We start from the raw sequence: 18,212 nt of genomic DNA on the forward strand, positions 1-18,212 counted from the left end.
GTCTCAGCCCTTCATCACGTTGACGTCTTCGACCTCGATGGTGCCGCGGTTGCGGAAGAACACCACGAGGATGGCCAGGCCGATCGCCGCCTCGGCCGCCGCGACCGTCAGCACGAACATGGTGAACACCTGCCCGCCGAGATCGCCCAGATGGGTCGAGAAGGCGACGAAGTTGATGTTCACGGCCAGCAGGATCAGCTCGATCGACATCAGGATGACGATGACGTTCTTGCGGTTGACGAAGATGCCGAAGACGCCGGTGACGAACAGGGTCGCCCCCACGACAAGGTAATGTGTCAAACCGATCATTCGCTTCGTCCCTCTCCGGTTCGTGGCCCGGTTGTCGTCTTGGTTCGCGCCTTCGGTTGCGCGGGATGAGTCGTCGTCGCCCCGGCTTTACGGAAGCAACAGCCGCCCGTCCACCGGCGCCCCGGTGGGCACCGGGGCCGTCGATACGGGCTTTCCGTCGCCGTAAAAGGCGCGCGATGCGCACGCCAGACGGGCATTGCCGGCCGAATCCGCCCGGCCTTCCGTCACCGCAAATCCACGCGCCCGAGCCGCCGCAGTAAAGCGCGACAGCGACTGGCGCACAGGCTCATCAGCCGAGATGCGCTCGACAGCGGCGAAAAGCGCGGTGCCGGCCGGCGCTTCAACGCGCACCAGCCGACTGGATTTAACGTCGTAAAGCGCAAACCGCTGCCGCCGCTCGCCCGTGCGGCTGACGGTCTCGGTCCGCATCCCGACCAGACCGGGGCCGAAGTCGACGGCAGGAAACTCTGTCACAACCCCCTCGGCGGTGGTCACAACCCGACCGCAGGCGCCGTTGGCGAGTTCGTTGAGCTTCCCGGCGTCGGGAACCGGCCCAGGCGCGCCGCATCCGGTCAGGGCTGCAAATGCCGTGACACCCGCTGTCAGGAAAACGGGACGCGCCGTCATCACAGCCCCTGCCCCGGCTTCGGGTTGGTCATCCGCATCGCCTTCTTCGGGTCGCGCCACATCTGCTGCAGCACGTCCTGGCGCTTGATGTCCTTGCGGTGGCGCAGCGTCAGCAGGATCGCCCCGATCATCGCCACCAGCAGGATCAGACCGGCGAGCTGGAAGGCGAGAAAGTAGCGGTCATAGAGCACCCCGCCCAAAGCGTGGGTGTTCAGCGTGTTCTCGACGATCGGCACGCTGCGGGCGGCCGCGGCGCCCGGGGCGGACTCCCACGCGCCGAAGGCGATGCCGAGCTGCGCCATCATCACCACCGCGATCAGGAGGCCGAGCGGCAGGTAGCGCGCCAGCTCGCCCTTGAGCGCGGCGAAATCGACGTCGAGCATCATCACGACGAACAGGAACAGCACCGCGACCGCGCCGACATAGACGATGATCAGCAGCATGGCGACGAACTCGGCGCCTTGCAGGACAAACAGCCCCGCCGCCGAGAGGAAGGCCAGGATCAGCCACAGCACCGAGTGCACCGGGTTGCGCGAGATCACCACCATGAAGCCGGCGACCAGCACGGAGATGGCGAAGAGGTAGAAAGCAAAGACCATCATGCTGCGTCATCCTCCTCGGCGAATACCGCCTGCGCCAGTTCCAGCGCCTTCTGCATGGCGGGCAGCCCGCCGAACATCGACATCTGCCAGATCGTCTCGGCGATCTCGCGCTGCGTCGCCCCGGCCTTCAGCGCGTGGCGCACCGCCAGCCGCAGCTGCGGCTCGGCGACAGCGCCCTGCACCGTCAGCGCCCCGATGGTCAAGAGCAGCCGCGTCTTGGCATCCAGCCCCTCGCGGTTGAAGGTGCGGCCGAACCACATCTCCATCATGTCGGCGGGCATGACGGGCAGCATCTTCTCGAACGCGCGGGTGTCGAAATTCTCGAGCCCCGGGTTGAAGGCGCGCGCCATCTCCTGCCCGGACTGGAGCATCTGCTGGAACAGCCTGGCGAAACCGTCGCTCATCGATAGGGCGCGTCGAGCTGGAGGTTGCGGGCGATCTCGGCCTCCCACCGCTCGCCGTTGGCGAGCAGGCGGGCCTTGTCGTAGAACAGCTCCTCGCGGGTTTCGGTGGCGAACTCGAAGTTCGGCCCCTCGACGATGGCATCGACCGGGCAGGCCTCCTGGCAGAAGCCGCAGTAGATGCACTTGGTCATGTCGATGTCGTAGCGCGTGGTGCGGCGCGAGCCATCCTCGCGCGGTTCGGCGTCGATGGTGATCGCCTGCGCCGGGCAGATCGCCTCGCACAGCTTGCAGGCGATGCAGCGCTCTTCGCCGTTCGGATAGCGGCGCAGCGCGTGCTCGCCGCGGAAGCGTGGCGAGAGCGGGCCCTTCTCGTGCGGGTAGTTCAGCGTCGCCTTGGGGGCGAAGAAATACTTCATCCCCACGCCGAAGCCTTTGATGAAGTCCCACATGAGGAAGTATTTGGTGGCGCGGACCAGATCGAGGGCCATCTCAGACGTTCCCCTCCTCGTCGGCATAGCGGTCCATCGCGCCGACGATCAGCCGCTTGGCGGCCGAGTCGTGCGGGACGCCCGCGCGCTCGAGCGCGTGCAGCACGTATTGCGCCAGCGTCGCCTTGTCGGTTTCGGACGCCGCGGCCAGTGCTGCGGCAAGCTCATGTGCGGCCATGGTCAGCCCCCCACAATGGTGGTGCCGATCGGCACCAGATGATCCCAGCGCGCCCAGGCCCCGCCCAGCACGTCGAACCGGGCCAGGAAGGCGACCAGAACGACCCAGAACAGCGACAGGGGCAGGAAGACCTTCCAGCCGATCCGCATCAGCTGGTCGTAGCGGTAGCGCGGCACGATGGCCTTCACCATCGCGAACATGAAGAACCAGACCCACATCTTCAGGACCATCCACAGCGCCCCGTCGGGCAGCCCCGGGATGGGCGACAGCCAGCCGCCGAAGAACAGGATCGAGATCAGCGCGCACATCAGGAAGATCGCGATGTACTCGCCCGCCATGTAGAGCAGGTAGGGGGTCGAGGAGTATTCGACCATGTGCCCGGCCACGAGCTCGGATTCGGCCTCGGACAGATCGAAGGGCGGGCGGTTCGTCTCGGCCAGCGCCGAGACGAAGAACAGCACCAGCATCGGCAGATGCGGCAGCCAGTACCAGTTGAACATCCCGTAGGCGCCGCGCTGGCTCTCGACGATGCCGCTGAGGTTCATCGTGCCGGCCGAGATGATCACCCCGATGATGATCAGCCCCAGCGACACCTCGTACGAGATCATCTGCGCCGCCGACCGCAGCGAGGCCAGGAACGGGTATTTCGAGTTCGAGGCCCATCCGCCCATGATCACGCCGTACACCTCGAGCGAGGAGACCGCGAAGATGAACAGCACGCCCACGTTGATGTTGGCCATCACCCAGCCGGGGGCGAAAGGGATCACCACCCAGGCGAACAGCGCCAGCATCATCGACAGGAAGGGCGCGAGGAAGAAGACGAACTTGTCCGACCCCGCCGGGACGACGATTTCCTTGACGACGTATTTCAGCGCGTCGGCCACCGACTGCAGCAGGCCCCAGGGGCCGACCACGTTCGGACCCCGGCGCATCTGCACCGCGGCCCAGATCTTGCGGTCGCCGTAGACGAGGAACAGCAGCGAAATCATCACGAAGGCGATGATTCCCAGACCCTGCGCGAGCAGGATCACGGCAATGCCGAGCGGGGACGCCAGAAAGTCAGCCATGCGGAACGTGCCCCCTCGTCATGCGGCCGGAATGCCGCTGTCCCTGCAGGCGCGCAGGGTGTCTTGTGTTTCCATGACCCGCAAGCCCATGGGCCGCGTGTCCGACAGCGTAAAGACCGACCCGACGACCAGCTTGCCGTCGCGCCGTTCCTGCAAGGTGCGGATGTGCCGGCCGAACGGCTTGTTCTGGCCCTTGGCCCACCCGGCCAACGCGCAGGTGGCATAGGCGAACGCCACATCGGCGTCCACCCCCGGCCTGAGGTTCGCGCTGACCTCGACCAGGTCGCCGCGCCGGTCCCCGGCCAGCGGCTGGACGCGCGCGGCCACGAAATCCTGCGGGTCGGCCTTGAAGCCCTTGGGAAAGGCGGGCAGCGCCGGCCGGGTGCGGGCGGCGAATTCCTCGAGCGCCTTTTCCTGCGCCGTCGGCAGGCGTGGCTTTTCAGGCGCAACGACGTCGAAATTCGCCACGTCCGCCGGCTTCAGCTTGAGACCGAGATTGACATTCAGCGCCTCGAGTTCCGCCTCGGTGACCTGGAACGCCTCCTGCCCGGCGGGGCTGTCGAGCGCCACTTCGGTCACCGAGCCGTCGTGCTCGAGGATCAGGATGTCGCCCGACTTGGTCGAGACGCGGGCCCGGCTCAGCTTGGTGCCCGCGATGCTGCGATCGACGATCTTGACCTTGACCTCGTCCGGCTTGGCGCGGGGCGGCGTCGCCAGCCCCTGACCGCCCGACTCGCGCTGGCCGCAGCCGCTCAGCGCCCCGACCGAGACCGCGACCGCCACCAGAAGGGACAGCCCGCCGCGCACGGGGGTTACTCCGCCGCCAGAGCCGTGGCCCGCCGGGCCATGGCCATCGCCGACAGCTCGCCCATCAGCGCCGAGGCGCGGGCAATCGGGTTCGAGAGGTAGAAATCGCCCACCGCGCCGCGGAAATCGGCCCGGCCGAGCGGCCCGGCCTCGACCGGCTGCCAGACGTTCGCCGGCACCTCGTCGATCTGCGCCAGATGCGGCACCGCGTCGATCAGCGCCCGGCGCAGCTGGGCAAGGCTGTCCCAAGGCTGGGTCTTGCCCAGACGGGCCGAGAGCGCCCGCAGGATCGCCCAGTTCTCCTTGGCCTCGCCGGGGGCGAAGTTCGCCCGCATGGCCAGCTGGGGACGGCCTTCGGTGTTCACGAAAAGCCCGTTCTCCTCGGTGTAGCAGGCGCCGGGCAGGATCACGTCGGCCCGGTGCGCGCCGCGGTCGCCGTGGCTGCCCTGGTAGATGACGAAGGCGCCCGGTGCCACGTCCACCTCGTCGGCGCCGAGGCTGTAGATCACCTCGGCCCCCTCGACGGCGGCCGCAAGACCGCCCTCGGTCACGGCGCCCACGTCCATCGCCCCCACCCGGCTGGCCGCCGTGTGCAGGATCAGCAGCTTCGAGTTCGAGTTCTCGGCCAGCCGCATGGCGTGGCCCAGCACCGCCGCCCCGTCCGCCTCGCGCAGCGCGCCCTGGCCGACGATCACCAGCGTCTCCTTGCCGCGCGTCTCGTCCGAGATCTCGCGCGAGGACAGGCTTTCGAGCGCCGCACGGTCACTGCCGACATGGGCATAATCGTAGGTCAGGTCCACCGCCGGGCCGACCAGCCCGACCTGCGCACCCCGCGCCCAGGCGCGGCGGATGCGGGCGTTGAGCACCGGCGCCTCGGTCCGCGGGTCGGTGCCGATGAGCTGGATCATCTCGGCCCGGTCGATGTCGGCGATGCTCGCCGTGCCGACGTAGCCGGCGCGGTTCCCGGCCGGCAGACGGGCGCCATCGGTGCGGCACTCGACGGTGCCGCCGATCCCCTCGATCAGTTGCTTCAGCGCGAACACCGCCTCGACCGGGGCCAGATCACCGATCAGGCCGGCGACCTTGCGGCCCTTCATCGCCTGCGCGGCGACCGTCAGCGCCTCGTCCCAGGTCGCGGGACGCAGGCGCCCGTTCTCGCGGACATAGGGCCGGTCCAGCCGCTGCCGGCGCAGCCCGTCCCAGACGAACCGGGTCTTGTCGCTGATCCACTCTTCGTTCACGCCGTCGTTGTTGCGCGGCAGGATGCGCATGACCTCGCGGCCCTTGGTGTCGATGCGGATGTTCGACCCCAGCGCGTCCATGACGTCGATCGACTCGGTCTTGGTCAGCTCCCACGGGCGGGCGGTGAAGGCGTAGGGTTTCGAGACCAGCGCCCCCACCGGGCACAGGTCGATGATGTTGCCCTGCAGGTTCGAATCGAGCGTGAGGCCGAGGTACGAGGTGATCTCGCTGTCCTCGCCGCGGCCGGTCTGGCCCATCTGGGTGATCCCCGCCACCTCGGTGGTGAAGCGCACGCAGCGGGTGCACGAGATGCAGCGGGTCATGTGCGTCTCGACCAGCGGCCCGAGGTTCAGGTCGTCGGCCGCCCGCTTCGGCTCGCGGTAGCGGCTGAAGTCGACGCCGTAAGCCATCGCCTGGTCCTGCAGGTCGCACTCGCCGCCCTGGTCGCAGATCGGGCAATCGAGCGGGTGGTTGATGAGCAGGAACTCCATCACCCCCTCGCGGGCCTTGCGGACCATCGGCGAGTTGGTGCGGATCTCGGACGGCGCGCCGTCCGGGCCGGGGCGCAGGTCCTTGACCTGCATCGCGCAGCTTGCCGCGGGCTTGGGCGGTCCCCCCACCACCTCGACGAGGCACATCCGGCAGTTGCCGGCGATCGACAGCCGCTCGTGATAGCAGAAGCGCGGGACCTCGATCCCGGCCTGCTCGCAGGCCTGGATGAGCGTGAGGTTCGGATCGACCTCGATCAGCCGGTCGTCGATCTTGATCGTGCGGGTGTCGCTCATCTGCCTGTCTTCCTCGTCATGCCGATCCGGCAAGGTCTCATCCGCGGCGCGTCGTCCGGTCGCCTGTCACCGTCGCGCGCCGCCGGTCGTCCGTCCCGCGGTCGGCTCAGTTGCCGGCCGCGAGCCTCTGTACATTCCCCCGCACCGGCAGCGGGCCGCCCCGCTGGCCGGGCGATTCGACCAGCATCAGCGGCACCTGCTGCCCCTCGCGGAACAGCAGAATGGCGTCCACCTGCACGGCCAGCGGGTCGCGCGGGTCGGGCCGCGCGTCGATCAGGAACCGGCCCGCGCCGGGTCGTTCGCACAGGATCTGCATCCCCGCATAGGGGCCGTGCAGCGTCACGAGGTCGCGCCCCATCAGGTCGCGCCCGGCCCGCACCTGCCCCTCGGGCGAGGTGCCCCGGCAGCGCACGTCGAGCGGCGAGAAGAGGTCGAGCCGCACCTGATAGTCCACGACGTGGGTCTGGGCCGGCGCCTGCGCGGGCTGGGCCAGCACCATGTCGGCAAATACCATCGTCAACGCCGCAGCGGCGACGATGCCCATGCCGATCCAGCGGATCACCTGTTTCATTTCGCCACCAACAGCGAACCGCTGACGGTCCGCCCCGCGATCTCGGCCCGGCCGATGGCGCAGAAGCTCTCGGCGTTGCCCTTCTTCGCGCCGTTGCGGGCGAGGTAGTCCTCGGCCACCGCATAGATGCGCTGCTTCTCGGCCTTGTCGTCGAGGAAGGCGTCAATCTGCGCCTTGCTGTAGCCCTTGTCGAGCGCATAGCGCTGCAGCGCCCGCGCCTGGCTGTAGGCGAGCACGATCCGCCCGTCGATCGACGGGCATTCGCGCCGGATACGGTCGGCGACGCGCGCCGCGATCAGCCGGTCGTTGATGTATTTCTCTTTCGACAGCGGCTCGAGCGCCGCCGCGGGCGAGGCGAGCGTCGCCAGCGCGGTCAGCGCGAGCAGTCCGGTCCTGAGGCGTTTCATGGGCACATCCTTCTTGCAGATGCCTGCAATATAGGGTCGCCGGCGCGCGGTTTCGCCGCAAGCCCGCGTCAACCGCCCGTGATCGGCCTGCCGAGGATCGACCGCGCCGCTCATTCCGCCGCCATCGCCCCCATGCGCCCGGTCCGCTTGGCCTTGATGCGGTCCTCGATCTCTTCGCGGAAATGCCGGATCAGCCCCTGGATCGGCCAGGCGGCCGCGTCGCCCAGGGCGCAGATCGTGTGCCCCTCGACCTGCTTGGTCACGTCCAGCAGCATGTCGATCTCTTCGATCTCGGCCTCGCCGCGGACCAGCCGGTCCATGACCCGCATCATCCAGCCGGTGCCCTCGCGGCAGGGCGTGCACTGGCCGCAGCTCTCGTGCTTGAAGAAGTAGCTCAGCCGCCAGATCGCCTTCACGATGTCGACCGAGTTGTCCATGACGATCATGCAGGCGGTGCCGAAGCTCGACTTGAGCTCGCGCATCCCGTCGAAGTCCATGATCGCATCCTCGCACAGATGCGCCGGCAGCACCGGGCACGAGGCCCCGCCGGGGATGATCGCCTTGAGGTTCGACCAGCCGCCGCGGATGCCGCCGCCGTGCTTCTCGATCAGCTCGCGCATCGGGATCGACATCGCCTCTTCGACGACGCAGGGCGTGTTGACGTGCCCGGTCAGGCCGAAGAGCTTGACGCCCGCGTTGTTCGGGCGGCCGAAACCGGCGAACCACTCGGCGCCGCGGCGCAGGATGGTCGGGACGACGGCGATGGATTCGACGTTGTTCACCGTCGTCGGGCAGCCATAGAGGCCCGCGCCGGCCGGGAACGGCGGCTTCATCCGCGGCATCCCCTTCTTGCCCTCGAGGCTTTCGAGAAGCGCGGTTTCCTCGCCGCAGATATAGGCGCCGGCGCCGTGGTGCAGGAACAGGTCGAAATCCCAGCCCGACTTGGCGGCGTTCTTGCCCAGAAGGCCCGCGTCATAGCATTCGTCGATGGCCGCCTGCAGCGCCTCGCGCTCGCGGATGTATTCGCCGCGGATATAGATATAGGCTGCGTGCGCGCCCATGGCGAAGCTGGCGATCAGCGCGCCCTCGATCAGCGTGTGCGGATCGTGGCGCATGATCTCGCGGTCCTTGCAGGTCGCGGGCTCGGATTCGTCGGCGTTGATGACCAGATAGGCGGGCCGCCCGTCGCTTTCCTTGGGCATGAAGGACCACTTCATGCCCGTGGGGAAGCCGGCGCCGCCGCGGCCGCGCAGGCCGGATTTCTTCATCTCGTCGATGATCCCGTCGCGGCCGCGGGCGATGATCTCGGCGGTGCCGTCCCAATGGCCGCGCGCCCGCGCGCCCTTGAGGCTGCGGTCGCCCATCCCGTAGAGGTTGGTGAAGATCCGGTCCTGATCGCTCAGCATCGCGTCGTCGTCCTATCCTTTGCGCGGGCGTGAGCCACGCGGTGCCGCCGCGCCGCCGGCGCGCCGTTTGTCCTGTGCCGGCGCCGGGCCGGTCCTCGGTGCGACTTCTGCGGCGCGCCCGCGCCGCCAGACCCGCCACGTCACCAGAAGCGCCCAGACCAGCGCCCCGATCGCCGCCAGATCGGCTAGGAACGCATACTCCGGCGCCCAGCCGAAGCGCTGCCCCGCCCAGTTCGCCGCGAGCCATAGCACCATCGCCGCGGCCATCACGCCGCCGGCGAGGCGCATCTGCGCCGCGTCATGGGAAGGGTGCTGCGCCGTCATGTCGCCTCGCCCCGGTCCACGCGGCGGGAATGCTCGGTTTCGCCGCCGGCCGCAAGGATGCGCGCCTGCCCGACCCAGTCGTCCCGCTCGATCCGCCCGCCATTGCGGCCGAGGCGTTCGCCCCACTCCAGCACGTCCTGATCGGTCCAGGCGGCGATCTGCGCGAAGCGGGTCACGCCGTTGTCGTTCAGCCACTCGGTCAGCACCGGCCCGATCCCGAGGATCCGGCCGAGGTCGTCGCGGTCTGCCGAGGTATCCGTAGTGGCGGGCTGCACCTCGCCCACTGGCCGAACCTCCGCGACCGGCGCGGACGCCGACTCACGGTCCCCCGCTGCATCATCGCGCCGCGCCTCGATGTCCTGCGCCGCACCGCCTTCGGCCGGACGGTCCCCGCCCTCGAAGGTCACAGCCTGACGCGGATCGGTGCTCGCCCCGGCCGGCGCGCCGAGTTCGATCGGCGCCGGGGCCTCGTCGGCCACCCGCTCTTCGCGCGCCACCTCGGCCGAGGGCTCGAAGGTCACCGCCTGCCGCGCGTCGGTCGTGGCGCCCTGCGGCGCCCGGCCCATCCCCTCGGGGCGCGCCGCGCGGGTGATCTCGACCTGGCCGAAGCGGGCCTGACGGGCGGCCGCGGCCTCGGCCAGGTCGGCCTCGGACAGGGGCTCGGCCACGCGCAGCGGCTCGGGCTCATACGCCTCGACCTCGCTGCCGCAGAACAGCAGCACCAGCAGGCCGCCGAGCAGCCAGGCGGTGACGAACGCCAGGAACAGGCCGCCGAACACCCCCGCGCCGCCGTGGCCCATCGCCATCAGCCAGACCACCAGCCCCATGAGGGCGGCGAAGATCCAGCATTTGCGCGCGCAGTCGGTCATCGGGGCGTCCTTGAGGTTCGGGTCAGGTCAGTGGGTATCCTTCGCATCGGCGGGCTGCCCGGCGGGCTCGCCCTTCGACTGGGGCTTGCCGGGCGAGGTCGCGGCGGCCTCCTGCACCGTCACCCCGGTCTTGTCGGCCGGACGCCCGGCCGAGGGCGTCGGCTCCACCTGCGGGGCGTCGGGGTCGGCCTGCTCGGGCCGGCGCCGCCACGGGGTCAGGATCGGCACTTCCGACCCGTCGATCCGCTTGACCGTGTCGCGCAGCTTGACCGCCAGCGTCGCCGAGGCGTTCAGCTCTTCGGCCTTCTCGGTCGCCTTCAGCGCCACCGGCCCGCCCAGCGGCTCGGACGAGAACCGGCCGTTCTGCGGCCCCGGCACCGGCACCTGCCCCGCGGCCAGCGCGTCGAGCAGCGCCGAGAGCTTCTCGGCGGTCAGGTCTTCGTAGTAATCCTTGCCGATCTGGGCCATCGGCGCGTTCGAGCAGGCGCCGAGGCACTCGACCTCTTCCCAGCTGAAATTGCCGTCGGCCGAGACGGTGTGCGGCGCCGGCGCGACCCGCGCGCGGCACACGTCGATCAGCTCACCCGCCCCGCAGATCATGCAGGTGGTGGTCCCGCAGATCTGGATATGTGCAATCCGGCCAACGGGATGCAGCTGGAACATGAAGTAGAATGTGGCGACCTCGAGCACCCGGATATAGGGCATCCCCAGCAGGTCGGCGCAGGCCTCGATGGCCGGCCGCGAGAGCCAGCCCTCCTGCTCCTGCGCGCGCCACAGCACCGGGATCACCGCCGACTGCTGGCGACCCTCGGGGTACTTGGTCATCTGCGCCTTGGCCCACGCCAGGTTCTCGGGCGTGAAGGCGAACGAGTCCGGCTGGACGAGAGACAGGCGGCGCAGCATCAGGCGAGGCTTCCCAGAACGAGGATGGCGGCAAGGCAGAGCACCACGGCCGGATGCTGCCCGAGGGCGGTCGAGGCCGTGGCGGCCGAGGCGGTGAGGGCGGCGGGGTCGATCACCGGTCCACCTCGCCGAACACGATGTCCATCGTGGCAATGATGGCGGGGACGTCCGAGAGCAGGTGCCCCCCCGCCATCCAGTCCATCGACTGAAGATGCAGGAAGCCCGGCGCGCGCAGCTTGGCGCGATAGGGCTTGTTGGTGCCGTCGCTGACCAGATAGACGCCGAACTCGCCCTTCGGCGCCTCGACCGCGGCATAGACCTCGCCCGCCGGGACCTTGAAGCCCTCGGTATAGAGCTTGAAGTGGTGGATGAGGCTTTCCATGTCGCGCTTCATGTCGGCGCGCCGCGGCGGCGTCAGCTTGCCGCGCGCGAGCACGTCGCCCGCAGGCTCGGCCCTGAGCTTGGCCACCGCCTGCTGCATGATCTTGCAGGACTGCCGCATCTCCTCGACGCGGCAGAGATAGCGGTCGTAGCAGTCGCCGTTGGTGCCGACCGGCACCTCGAACTCGAACTCGTCGTAGCATTCATAGGGCTGGCTGCGGCGCAGGTCCCAGGCGAGGCCCGAGCCACGGGCCATGATCCCGGAATACCCCCAATCCAGCGCGTCCTGTTCGGTGACGATGCCGATATCGACCAGCCGCTGCTTGAAGATGCGGTTCTCGGTCAGCAGTGTGCCGAGGTCGTCGACCAGCCGCGGGAAGCGCGCGCACCACGCCTCGATATCGTCCAGCAGCGCCGGCGGCAGGTCCTGATGGACCCCGCCGGGGCGGAAATAGGCGGCGTGCAGCCGCGCGCCCGAGGCGCGCTCGTAGAACACCATCAGCTCTTCGCGGGCCTCGAAGCCCCACAGCGGCGGGGTCAGCGCGCCGACGTCCAGCGCCCCGGTGGTCAGGCCCAGCAGGTGATTGAGGATGCGCCCGATCTCGCAGAACAGCACCCGGATCAGGCTGGCGCGGCGCGGCACCACGGTGCCGGTCAGCCGCTCGATCGCCAGGCACCAGGCGTGCTCCTGGTTCATCGGGGCGACGTAATCCAGCCGGTCCAGATAGGGCAGGTTCTGCAGGTAGGTGCGGCTTTCCATCAGCTTCTCGGTGCCGCGGTGCAGCAGGCCGATATGCGGGTCGGCGCGCTCGACCACCTCGCCGTCCAGCTCGAGCACCATGCGCAGAACGCCATGCGCTGCCGGGTGTTGCGGGCCGAAGTTGATGTTGAAGTTGCGCAGCCGCTGCTCGCCGGTCACGGCATCGACCGAACCGTCGTCATAGTGGTTGTCGCGGAAATCGCCGTCCATCATTTCTTGCCCTCCGCGGTCACGCCGGTCGTGGCCGGGGCCTTCTCGTCGCCAGGCAGGACGTACTTGGCCCCCTCCCACGGCGAGAGGAAGTCGAACTGCCGGTATTCCTGCGTCAGCTTCACCGGCTCATAGACCACGCGCTTCTCGCTGTCGTCCCAGCGCACCTCGACATAGCCGGTGGTGGGGAAGTCCTTGCGCAGCGGGTGACCCTGAAAGCCGTAGTCGGTCAGGATGCGGCGCAGGTCGGGGTGGCCTGAGAAGGCGATCCCGAACATGTCGAAGACCTCGCGCTCGAACCAGTTGGCCGAGGGGATCACCGACACGAGCGAGGGCACCAGCTCGTCCTCGCGCACCGCGGCCTTGAGCCGGATGCGCTGGTTGGTATGCATCGAGAGCAGGTGCCAGACCACGTCGAAGCGCGCCGCCCGGTCGGGGTGGTCCACCGCGGTGATGTCGACGAGGGTCGCGAACCGCGCCGCCGGGTTGTCGATCAGCGCCTTGACCAGCCCCACGATGCCCTTGGCGTGGATGGTCAGCGTCAGCTCGCCGAAGGCCACGTCGGCCGACAGGATCTCGTTGCCATGCCGCGCGGCCAGAAGCTCGCCCAGCTCGGCCAGCGCCTGCGGATCGGGATAGACGGCCATGACTTACCTCACCAGCGTGCCGGTGCGGCGGATGCGCCGCTGGAGTTGCAGGATCCCGTAGAGCAGCGCCTCGGCGGTGGGCGGGCAGCCGGGCACGTAGATGTCCACCGGCACGATCCGGTCGCAGCCGCGCACCACGCTGTAGCTGTAGTGGTAGTAGCCGCCGCCGTTGGCGCAGGACCCCATCGAGATCACGTAGCGCGGCTCGGGCATCTGGTCATAGACCTTGCGCAGCGCCGGGGCCATCTTGTTGGTCAGCGTGCCCGCGACGATCATCAGGTCCGACTGCCGGGGCGAGGCGCGCGGCGCGGTCCCGAAGCGCTCGAGGTCATAGCGCGGCATCGAGGTCTGCATCATCTCGACCGCGCAGCAGGCCAGACCGAAGGTCATCCAGTGCAGCGAGCCGTTGCGCGCCCAGTTGATGATGTCCTCGGTCGTGGTCAGCAGGAACCCCTTGTCCTGCAGCTCGCGGTTCAGCTCGGCGGTGGCGAACTCGCGGTCGGCCCCGGCGGTATTGGCACCCGTCATCACGCCCATTCCAAGGCCCCCTTCCGCCATTCATAGGCGAATCCGATGGTCAGCACGCCGAGGAACAGCATCATCGACCAGAAGGCCACGTCCGAGAGCGTCGGGAAGCTGACCGCCCACGGGAACAGGAAGGCCACTTCGAGGTCGAAGATGATGAACAGGATCGACACGAGGTAGAAGCGCACGTCGAACTTCATCCGGGCGTCGTCGAAGGCGTTGAAGCCGCACTCGTAGGCCGAGACCTTCTCGGGGTCGGGATTGCGCACCGCGACGATCCAGGCGGCGAGCACGAGGATGATCGCCAGCGCCGAGGCCATCCCCAGAAAGACGAGGATCGGCAGGTATTCGGACAGCAGATAGTCCACGGATGACGCTCCCTGACATCGCGACGGTCACGCCCGTGCGAGTGGCTTGGCTGCGATCGGGTTTAGCTGCGCCGCCGCAAAGGGTCAATGCGATGCGCCGGGGTTTACGGGGGGTCGGAGGCGCCGGTGCGCGGCATTTTCGCCGCACCCATTCGGGACGCAGCCCCGAGCCGCGCCGGGGGCGCGCCGCGCGCCCGCCGCGCCCCTCGGGCAAGGCGCGCGCCCTGCCCCGTGCGTCAGTCGGTCACTCGAGCCGGCCGTCCATCGTCTCGTCCAGCCACGCCTGCAGTCCGGGCTCGTCCAGCGCCGCGATCTCGCGGGCCGAGGCGGGCTCCTCGAGGTGGACCAGCAGCACATAGTTCCCCGCCCGGTCCTGCCCGGCGATGAACTCGCCATCCTCGCTGCCCGCCCCGTCGATCGAGGGCGTCAGCCCGCGCGCGGCGACGGCGCGCATCACCCGCTCGGCCTGCGCCTCGTAGGCGGGCGAGAAGCGTTCCCAGACCTCGGCCGGCGTCTCGCCGTCGAGGCCCCACGCCCAGCCGGCGCCATCGTCGGTGCGGGGGAATTGCGGTATCTCGGCGGTCATATCGTGTCCTTTCGGCGTCAGGGCAGCGGGGCGAGAAAGCCCGCGATGCGGTCCACCACGGCGGCCTCGGCCTCGCGGTGGGGGAAATGGCCAAGCCCCGGCATCACGTCAAGCACCCCGTCGGGCCCGGCGATGGCGCGTGCGTGATCGGGGGTGCCGTATTCGTCGGCCGCGCCGTGCAGGGCCAGCACGGGGCACCGCACCGCGGCGCGGCAGGGGGCGAGGGTGAACTCGGCGAACGCGGGCGAAAGCCACGTCTCGGTCCAGCTGTCGAGCACCCAGCGCGCCTTGTCGCCGTGGTGCCGCGCCAGCCGGTCGAGCGCGCCGGGCGCCGCGAACCCCGCCTTGGCAGCGCGGATGCCGTCGCGGATGCGGTCGTCGTTGCGATGCTGGGCCGAGATCGAGATGACCGCCACGCAGTCCTCGGGCCAGGCCGCCGCGGCGCAGACCGCCATGCCGCCGCCGACGCTGTGACCCAGCGCGACGAAGCGCCCGATCCCCAGCGCCGCCCGCACTGCCTCGAAGCCCTGCGTCGCCTCGGTGGCGACGAAATCCGGCGCGAGCCGCCCCGTGGCCGGGTCCGAGTCGCCGAAACCGAGCCGGTCATAGGCGATGACGCCCCGCCCTGTGGCCGCCGCCAGCCGACCGGGAAAATCCCGCCACAGGCTGACGCTGCCCAGCGAATCGTGAAACAGGACCAACGGCGCGCGGTCGCCCTGCCCCGGCCAGAGCGCCGCCGCGATCCGGCCAGCCGGCGTCTCGATCATCCGCCGGTCGGGGGTCATGCCGCCGACTTGCGCTTTCTCGCCGCGGGCTTCGCGGTCGCCACCCGCCGACCCTCGGCCGCCGCCAGCATAGGGGCGAGATAGCGCCCGGTGTGGCTCGCCTCGATCCCCGCGACCTCTTCGGGCGTGCCCTCAGCCACGATCTCGCCGCCGCCGTCGCCGCCCTCGGGGCCGATGTCGATGATCCAGTCGGCGGTCTTGATGACGTCGAGGTTGTGCTCGATCACCACCACCGTGTTGCCCTGATCGACGAGGGAATGCAGCACCTCGAGCAGCTTGCGGGTGTCGTCGAAATGCAGCCCCGTCGTCGGCTCGTCGAGGATATAGAGCGTCTTGCCCGTCGAGGCCCGCGCCAGTTCCTTGGCGAGCTTCACCCGCTGCGCCTCGCCGCCCGAGAGCGTCGTGGCCTGCTGGCCGACCTTGACGTAGCCCAGGCCCACCTCGAGCAGCGCGTCCATCTTGGACCGGATCGAGGGCACCGCCTTGAAGAAGGCCTGCGCGTCCTCGATCGTCATGTCCAGCACGTCGGCGATGGACTTGCCCTTGAACTCGACCTCGAGCGTCTCGCGGTTGTAGCGCTTGCCCTTGCAGGTCTCGCAGGTGACGTAGACGTCGGGCAGGAAGTGCATCTCGATCTTGATGACCCCGTCGCCCTGGCACGCCTCGCAGCGGCCGCCCTTGACGTTGAAGCTGAAGCGCCCGGGCTTGTAGCCGCGCGCCTTGGACTCGGGCAGCCCGGCGAACCAGTCGCGGATATGGGTGTAGGCGCCGGTATAGGTCGCCGGGTTCGACCGCGGGGTGCGGCCGATGGGGCGCTGGTCGATGTCGATGACCTTGTCGAGATGTTCCAGCCCCTTGATCGCCCGCGCGGGCGCCGGGGTCTGGCGGGCCCCGTTCAGCCGCATCGAGGCGGTCTTGAACAGCGTCTCGATGGTCAGCGTGGACTTGCCGCCACCCGAGACGCCGGTGATGCAGGTGAAGGTGCCGAGCGGGAAGCCCACCGTCACGTCCTTGAGGTTGTTGCCGGTCGCACCCTCGACCACGACCTTCTTGCCGTTGCCCTTGCGGCGCTCGGCCGGCACCGGGATCTCGCGCGCCCCGGCGAGATACTGGCCGGTCAGGCTCTCGGGGTTGGCCTCGATCTCGGCCGGCGTCCCCTTGGCGACCACCTGCCCGCCATGCGCCCCCGCCCCCGGCCCCATGTCGAAGACATAGTCGGCGTGGCGGATCGCGTCTTCGTCATGCTCGACCACGATCACCGAGTTGCCCTGATCGCGCAGCCCCTTCAACGCATCGAGCAGCCGGTCGTTGTCGCGCTGGTGCAGGCCGATGGAGGGCTCATCCAGCACATACAGCACCCCGGTCAGCCCGCTGCCGATCTGGCTGGCCAGCCGGATGCGCTGGCTTTCGCCGCCCGAGAGCGTCCCGGCGGCCCGGCTGAGCGTCAGGTAGTCCAGCCCCACGTTGACGAGGAACCCCAGCCGCTCGCGGATCTCCTTGAGGATGGCGCGGGCGATCTCGTTCTTCTGCGCCGTCAGGCTCTCCGGCGCCGCCTCGACCCAGGCCAGCGCCTCCCGGATCGAGAGGTCGGTGACCTGCCCGATATGCGTGCCGGCGATCTTCACCGCTAGCGCCTCGGGCTTCAACCGCCAGCCGTTGCAGACATGGCAGGGGCGGTTGTTCTGATAGCGCTCCATCTCTTCGCGCGACCAGGCGCTGTCGGTCTCGCGGTAGCGCCGCTCCATGTTCGGGATCACGCCCTCGAAGGTGCGGCTGACCTCATAGACCCGCCCGGCGTCGTCGAAGCGGAAGCGGATCTCGTCCTTGCCCGAGCCGTGCATGAACAGGTTGCGGGTCTCGTCCGACAGGTCGCGCCACGGCGTCTTGCGGTCGAACCCGTAGTGCTTGGCGAGCGCGTTGATCGTCTGGGTCAGATAGGCCGACTTGGACTTGGCCCAAGGCGCGATGGCCCCCTGCGCCACCGACAGGCCGGTGTCGGGGACGATCAGCCGCTCGTCGAAGAAAAGCTCCACCCCCAGACCGTCGCAGGCCGGGCAGGCGCCATAGGGGGCATTGAAGGAAAACAGCCGCGGCTCGATCTCGGCGATGGTGAAGCCGCTGACCGGGCAGGCGAATTTCTCGCTGAAGGTGATGCGCTCGGGCTCGCCCTCGCCCTCGGCCGGCGCGGTTTCCAGCACCGCGATCCCGTTGGCGAGGTCCAGCGCGGTGCGGAAGCTGTCGGCCAGTCGCGTGGCGATGTCGCCGCGCACCACGATCCGGTCCACCACCACGTCGATGTCGTGGCGCAGCTTCTTGTCCAGCGCCGGCGGCGCGTCGAGCTCGTGGAACGCCCCGTCGATGCGGACCCGCTGGAAGCCGCGCTTGCGGAGGTCCAGCAGCTCCTTCTCATAGGCGCCCTTGCGGTCGCGGATCATCGGGGCGAGCAGATAGGCGCGCGTGCCCTCGGGCATCGCCAGCACCCGGTCCACCATGTCCTGCACCTGCTGCGCCTCGATCGGCAGGCCGGTCGCCGGCGAATAGGGCGTGCCGGCGCGCGCGAACAAAAGCCGCAGATAGTCGTAGATTTCCGTGACCGTCCCGACCGTCGAGCGCGGGTTCTTCGAGGTCGTCTTCTGCTCGATCGAGATCGCCGGCGAGAGGCCCGAGATATGGTCCACGTCCGGCTTGCCCATCATGTCGAGGAACTGCCGCGCATAGGCCGACAGGCTCTCGACGTAGCGGCGCTGGCCCTCGGCGTAGATGGTGTCGAAGGCAAGGCTGGACTTGCCCGACCCGCTCAGCCCGGTGATCACCACCAGGCTGTCGCGCGGAATGTCCATGTCCACGCCCTTGAGGTTGTGTTCGCGCGCGCCGCGAACCTCGATGAACTTCTGTTCCATACGGACCTCAATCGGGGACAAGCGCATGAGATAGGCACGGGATGGCGGAACGCAACCCGGG

22 protein-coding genes are annotated in these 18,212 nt (G+C 69.1%); all 22 read right to left on the minus strand.

Translation table 11 applies throughout. The features are described from left to right. Positions 1 to 3: 3 nt before the first annotated feature. The 22 genes from nuoK to uvrA all read right to left on the minus strand — a co-directional run bounded on the left by nuoK (position 4) and on the right by uvrA (position 18,151). Positions 4 to 309 (minus strand): NADH-quinone oxidoreductase subunit NuoK, encoded by a 306-nt coding sequence (nuoK, locus tag HGN31_RS02945; RefSeq protein ID WP_168782284.1) that lies wholly within the window; start codon positions 307 to 309, stop codon positions 4 to 6. A gap of 87 nt (positions 310 to 396) precedes the next feature. Continuing rightward, positions 397 to 936 carry a hypothetical protein gene (locus HGN31_RS02950; protein WP_168782285.1) on the minus strand — a complete coding sequence of 180 codons (540 nt, stop codon included), beginning with the start codon at positions 934 to 936 and terminating at the stop codon, positions 397 to 399. Next, positions 936 to 1,538, minus strand: coding sequence for an NADH-quinone oxidoreductase subunit J (locus HGN31_RS02955; protein ID WP_036707134.1), 603 nt, complete (start codon positions 1,536 to 1,538; stop codon positions 936 to 938). Before HGN31_RS02955 ends, HGN31_RS02950 begins: the two co-directional genes overlap by 1 nt. Continuing rightward, positions 1,535 to 1,942 (minus strand): carboxymuconolactone decarboxylase family protein, encoded by a 408-nt coding sequence (locus tag HGN31_RS02960; protein WP_036707132.1) that lies wholly within the window; start codon positions 1,940 to 1,942, stop codon positions 1,535 to 1,537. The genes HGN31_RS02955 and HGN31_RS02960 overlap by 4 nt, the downstream gene beginning before the upstream one ends. Beyond that, positions 1,939 to 2,430, minus strand: a complete 492-nt coding sequence (nuoI, locus tag HGN31_RS02965; protein WP_036699605.1) for an NADH-quinone oxidoreductase subunit NuoI — start codon at positions 2,428 to 2,430, stop codon at positions 1,939 to 1,941. The genes HGN31_RS02960 and nuoI overlap by 4 nt, the downstream gene beginning before the upstream one ends. A 1-nt stretch (position 2,431) precedes the next feature. Continuing rightward, entirely contained in the window at positions 2,432 to 2,608 is a 177-nt protein-coding gene (locus HGN31_RS02970) for a hypothetical protein (protein WP_168782286.1), read from the minus strand. A 2-nt stretch (positions 2,609 to 2,610) separates the two neighbouring features. Then, positions 2,611 to 3,675 carry an NADH-quinone oxidoreductase subunit NuoH gene (gene nuoH, locus HGN31_RS02975; RefSeq protein ID WP_052171606.1) on the minus strand — a complete coding sequence of 355 codons (1,065 nt, stop codon included), beginning with the start codon at positions 3,673 to 3,675 and terminating at the stop codon, positions 2,611 to 2,613. A gap of 18 nt (positions 3,676 to 3,693) precedes the next feature. Beyond that, positions 3,694 to 4,482, minus strand: a complete 789-nt coding sequence (locus tag HGN31_RS02980; RefSeq protein WP_036707130.1) for a hypothetical protein — start codon at positions 4,480 to 4,482, stop codon at positions 3,694 to 3,696. A 5-nt stretch (positions 4,483 to 4,487) separates the two neighbouring features. Further along, positions 4,488 to 6,509, minus strand: coding sequence for an NADH-quinone oxidoreductase subunit NuoG (nuoG, locus tag HGN31_RS02985; protein WP_036707129.1), 2,022 nt, complete (start codon positions 6,507 to 6,509; stop codon positions 4,488 to 4,490). Between the two features lie 106 nt (positions 6,510 to 6,615). Then, complete coding sequence (locus HGN31_RS02990) at positions 6,616 to 7,071, minus strand: hypothetical protein (protein ID WP_139305957.1); 456 nt, start codon at positions 7,069 to 7,071, stop codon at positions 6,616 to 6,618. Positions 7,072 to 7,076: 5 nt separating this feature from the next. Then, positions 7,077 to 7,487, minus strand: a complete 411-nt coding sequence (locus HGN31_RS02995; RefSeq protein ID WP_036699597.1) for a DUF5333 domain-containing protein — start codon at positions 7,485 to 7,487, stop codon at positions 7,077 to 7,079. A gap of 110 nt (positions 7,488 to 7,597) precedes the next feature. After that, on the minus strand, positions 7,598 to 8,893 hold the full coding sequence (nuoF, locus tag HGN31_RS03000) for an NADH-quinone oxidoreductase subunit NuoF (RefSeq protein ID WP_036699595.1): 1,296 nt from the start codon (positions 8,891 to 8,893) through the stop codon (positions 7,598 to 7,600). Positions 8,894 to 8,905: 12 nt separating this feature from the next. Next, complete coding sequence (locus HGN31_RS03005; protein ID WP_168782287.1) at positions 8,906 to 9,217, minus strand: DUF5337 domain-containing protein; 312 nt, start codon at positions 9,215 to 9,217, stop codon at positions 8,906 to 8,908. After that, entirely contained in the window at positions 9,214 to 10,086 is an 873-nt protein-coding gene (locus tag HGN31_RS16275; protein WP_211096325.1) for a hypothetical protein, read from the minus strand. Before HGN31_RS16275 ends, HGN31_RS03005 begins: the two co-directional genes overlap by 4 nt. Before the next feature lie 27 nt (positions 10,087 to 10,113). Continuing rightward, positions 10,114 to 10,989, minus strand: coding sequence for an NADH-quinone oxidoreductase subunit NuoE (nuoE, locus tag HGN31_RS03015; RefSeq protein WP_168782288.1), 876 nt, complete (start codon positions 10,987 to 10,989; stop codon positions 10,114 to 10,116). A 112-nt stretch (positions 10,990 to 11,101) separates the two neighbouring features. Further along, positions 11,102 to 12,343, minus strand: a complete 1,242-nt coding sequence (locus tag HGN31_RS03020; protein WP_168782289.1) for an NADH-quinone oxidoreductase subunit D — start codon at positions 12,341 to 12,343, stop codon at positions 11,102 to 11,104. Next, the gene (locus HGN31_RS03025; RefSeq protein WP_052171604.1) at positions 12,340 to 12,987 is read right to left on the minus strand and encodes an NADH-quinone oxidoreductase subunit C; all 648 of its coding nucleotides are present in this window, start codon (positions 12,985 to 12,987) and stop codon (positions 12,340 to 12,342) included. The genes HGN31_RS03020 and HGN31_RS03025 overlap by 4 nt, the downstream gene beginning before the upstream one ends. 3 nt (positions 12,988 to 12,990) lie before the next feature. Continuing rightward, on the minus strand, positions 12,991 to 13,524 hold the full coding sequence (locus tag HGN31_RS03030; protein WP_172645167.1) for a NuoB/complex I 20 kDa subunit family protein: 534 nt from the start codon (positions 13,522 to 13,524) through the stop codon (positions 12,991 to 12,993). Then, positions 13,515 to 13,880, minus strand: a complete 366-nt coding sequence (locus HGN31_RS03035) for an NADH-quinone oxidoreductase subunit A (protein ID WP_036699587.1) — start codon at positions 13,878 to 13,880, stop codon at positions 13,515 to 13,517. The genes HGN31_RS03030 and HGN31_RS03035 overlap by 10 nt, the downstream gene beginning before the upstream one ends. 244 nt (positions 13,881 to 14,124) lie before the next feature. Further along, positions 14,125 to 14,466 (minus strand): hypothetical protein, encoded by a 342-nt coding sequence (locus tag HGN31_RS03040; RefSeq protein WP_036707122.1) that lies wholly within the window; start codon positions 14,464 to 14,466, stop codon positions 14,125 to 14,127. A gap of 17 nt (positions 14,467 to 14,483) precedes the next feature. Continuing rightward, a complete protein-coding gene (locus tag HGN31_RS03045) occupies positions 14,484 to 15,251 on the minus strand; it encodes an alpha/beta fold hydrolase (protein ID WP_036731009.1) in 768 nt (255 codons plus the stop codon). Then, the gene (gene uvrA, locus HGN31_RS03050) at positions 15,248 to 18,151 is read right to left on the minus strand and encodes an excinuclease ABC subunit UvrA (protein ID WP_168782290.1); all 2,904 of its coding nucleotides are present in this window, start codon (positions 18,149 to 18,151) and stop codon (positions 15,248 to 15,250) included. Before uvrA ends, HGN31_RS03045 begins: the two co-directional genes overlap by 4 nt. Between the last annotated feature and the right edge of the window lie 61 nt (positions 18,152 to 18,212).

Origin of the sequence: Paracoccus sanguinis (assembly GCF_012689545.1) — a bacterium.
Lineage (GTDB): Bacteria > Pseudomonadota > Alphaproteobacteria > Rhodobacterales > Rhodobacteraceae > Paracoccus > Paracoccus panacisoli.

What these genes read in the sequence shown, in the direction of transcription:
- nuoF (WP_036699595.1), bottom strand. Translation starts at nt 8,893, where the DNA reads ATGCTGAGCGATCAGGACCGGATCTTCACCAACCTCTACGGGATGGGC.
- HGN31_RS02960 (WP_036707132.1), bottom strand. Translation starts at nt 1,942, where the DNA reads ATGAGCGACGGTTTCGCCAGGCTGTTCCAGCAGATGCTCCAGTCCGGG.
- nuoK (WP_168782284.1), bottom strand. Translation starts at nt 309, where the DNA reads ATGATCGGTTTGACACATTACCTTGTCGTGGGGGCGACCCTGTTCGTC.
- HGN31_RS02970 (WP_168782286.1), bottom strand. Translation starts at nt 2,608, where the DNA reads ATGGCCGCACATGAGCTTGCCGCAGCACTGGCCGCGGCGTCCGAAACC.
- nuoH (WP_052171606.1), bottom strand. Translation starts at nt 3,675, where the DNA reads ATGGCTGACTTTCTGGCGTCCCCGCTCGGCATTGCCGTGATCCTGCTC.
- HGN31_RS03030 (WP_172645167.1), bottom strand. Translation starts at nt 13,524, where the DNA reads ATGGGCGTGATGACGGGTGCCAATACCGCCGGGGCCGACCGCGAGTTC.
- nuoI (WP_036699605.1), bottom strand. Translation starts at nt 2,430, where the DNA reads ATGGCCCTCGATCTGGTCCGCGCCACCAAATACTTCCTCATGTGGGAC.
- uvrA (WP_168782290.1), bottom strand. Translation starts at nt 18,151, where the DNA reads ATGGAACAGAAGTTCATCGAGGTTCGCGGCGCGCGCGAACACAACCTC.
- HGN31_RS03025 (WP_052171604.1), bottom strand. Translation starts at nt 12,987, where the DNA reads ATGGCCGTCTATCCCGATCCGCAGGCGCTGGCCGAGCTGGGCGAGCTT.
- HGN31_RS16275 (WP_211096325.1), bottom strand. Translation starts at nt 10,086, where the DNA reads ATGACCGACTGCGCGCGCAAATGCTGGATCTTCGCCGCCCTCATGGGG.
- HGN31_RS02955 (WP_036707134.1), bottom strand. Translation starts at nt 1,538, where the DNA reads ATGATGGTCTTTGCTTTCTACCTCTTCGCCATCTCCGTGCTGGTCGCC.
- HGN31_RS02995 (WP_036699597.1), bottom strand. Translation starts at nt 7,487, where the DNA reads ATGAAACGCCTCAGGACCGGACTGCTCGCGCTGACCGCGCTGGCGACG.
- HGN31_RS03020 (WP_168782289.1), bottom strand. Translation starts at nt 12,343, where the DNA reads ATGATGGACGGCGATTTCCGCGACAACCACTATGACGACGGTTCGGTC.
- HGN31_RS02950 (WP_168782285.1), bottom strand. Translation starts at nt 936, where the DNA reads ATGACGGCGCGTCCCGTTTTCCTGACAGCGGGTGTCACGGCATTTGCA.
- HGN31_RS03045 (WP_036731009.1), bottom strand. Translation starts at nt 15,251, where the DNA reads ATGACCCCCGACCGGCGGATGATCGAGACGCCGGCTGGCCGGATCGCG.
- nuoE (WP_168782288.1), bottom strand. Translation starts at nt 10,989, where the DNA reads ATGCTGCGCCGCCTGTCTCTCGTCCAGCCGGACTCGTTCGCCTTCACG.
- HGN31_RS03005 (WP_168782287.1), bottom strand. Translation starts at nt 9,217, where the DNA reads ATGACGGCGCAGCACCCTTCCCATGACGCGGCGCAGATGCGCCTCGCC.
- nuoG (WP_036707129.1), bottom strand. Translation starts at nt 6,509, where the DNA reads ATGAGCGACACCCGCACGATCAAGATCGACGACCGGCTGATCGAGGTC.
- HGN31_RS03040 (WP_036707122.1), bottom strand. Translation starts at nt 14,466, where the DNA reads ATGACCGCCGAGATACCGCAATTCCCCCGCACCGACGATGGCGCCGGC.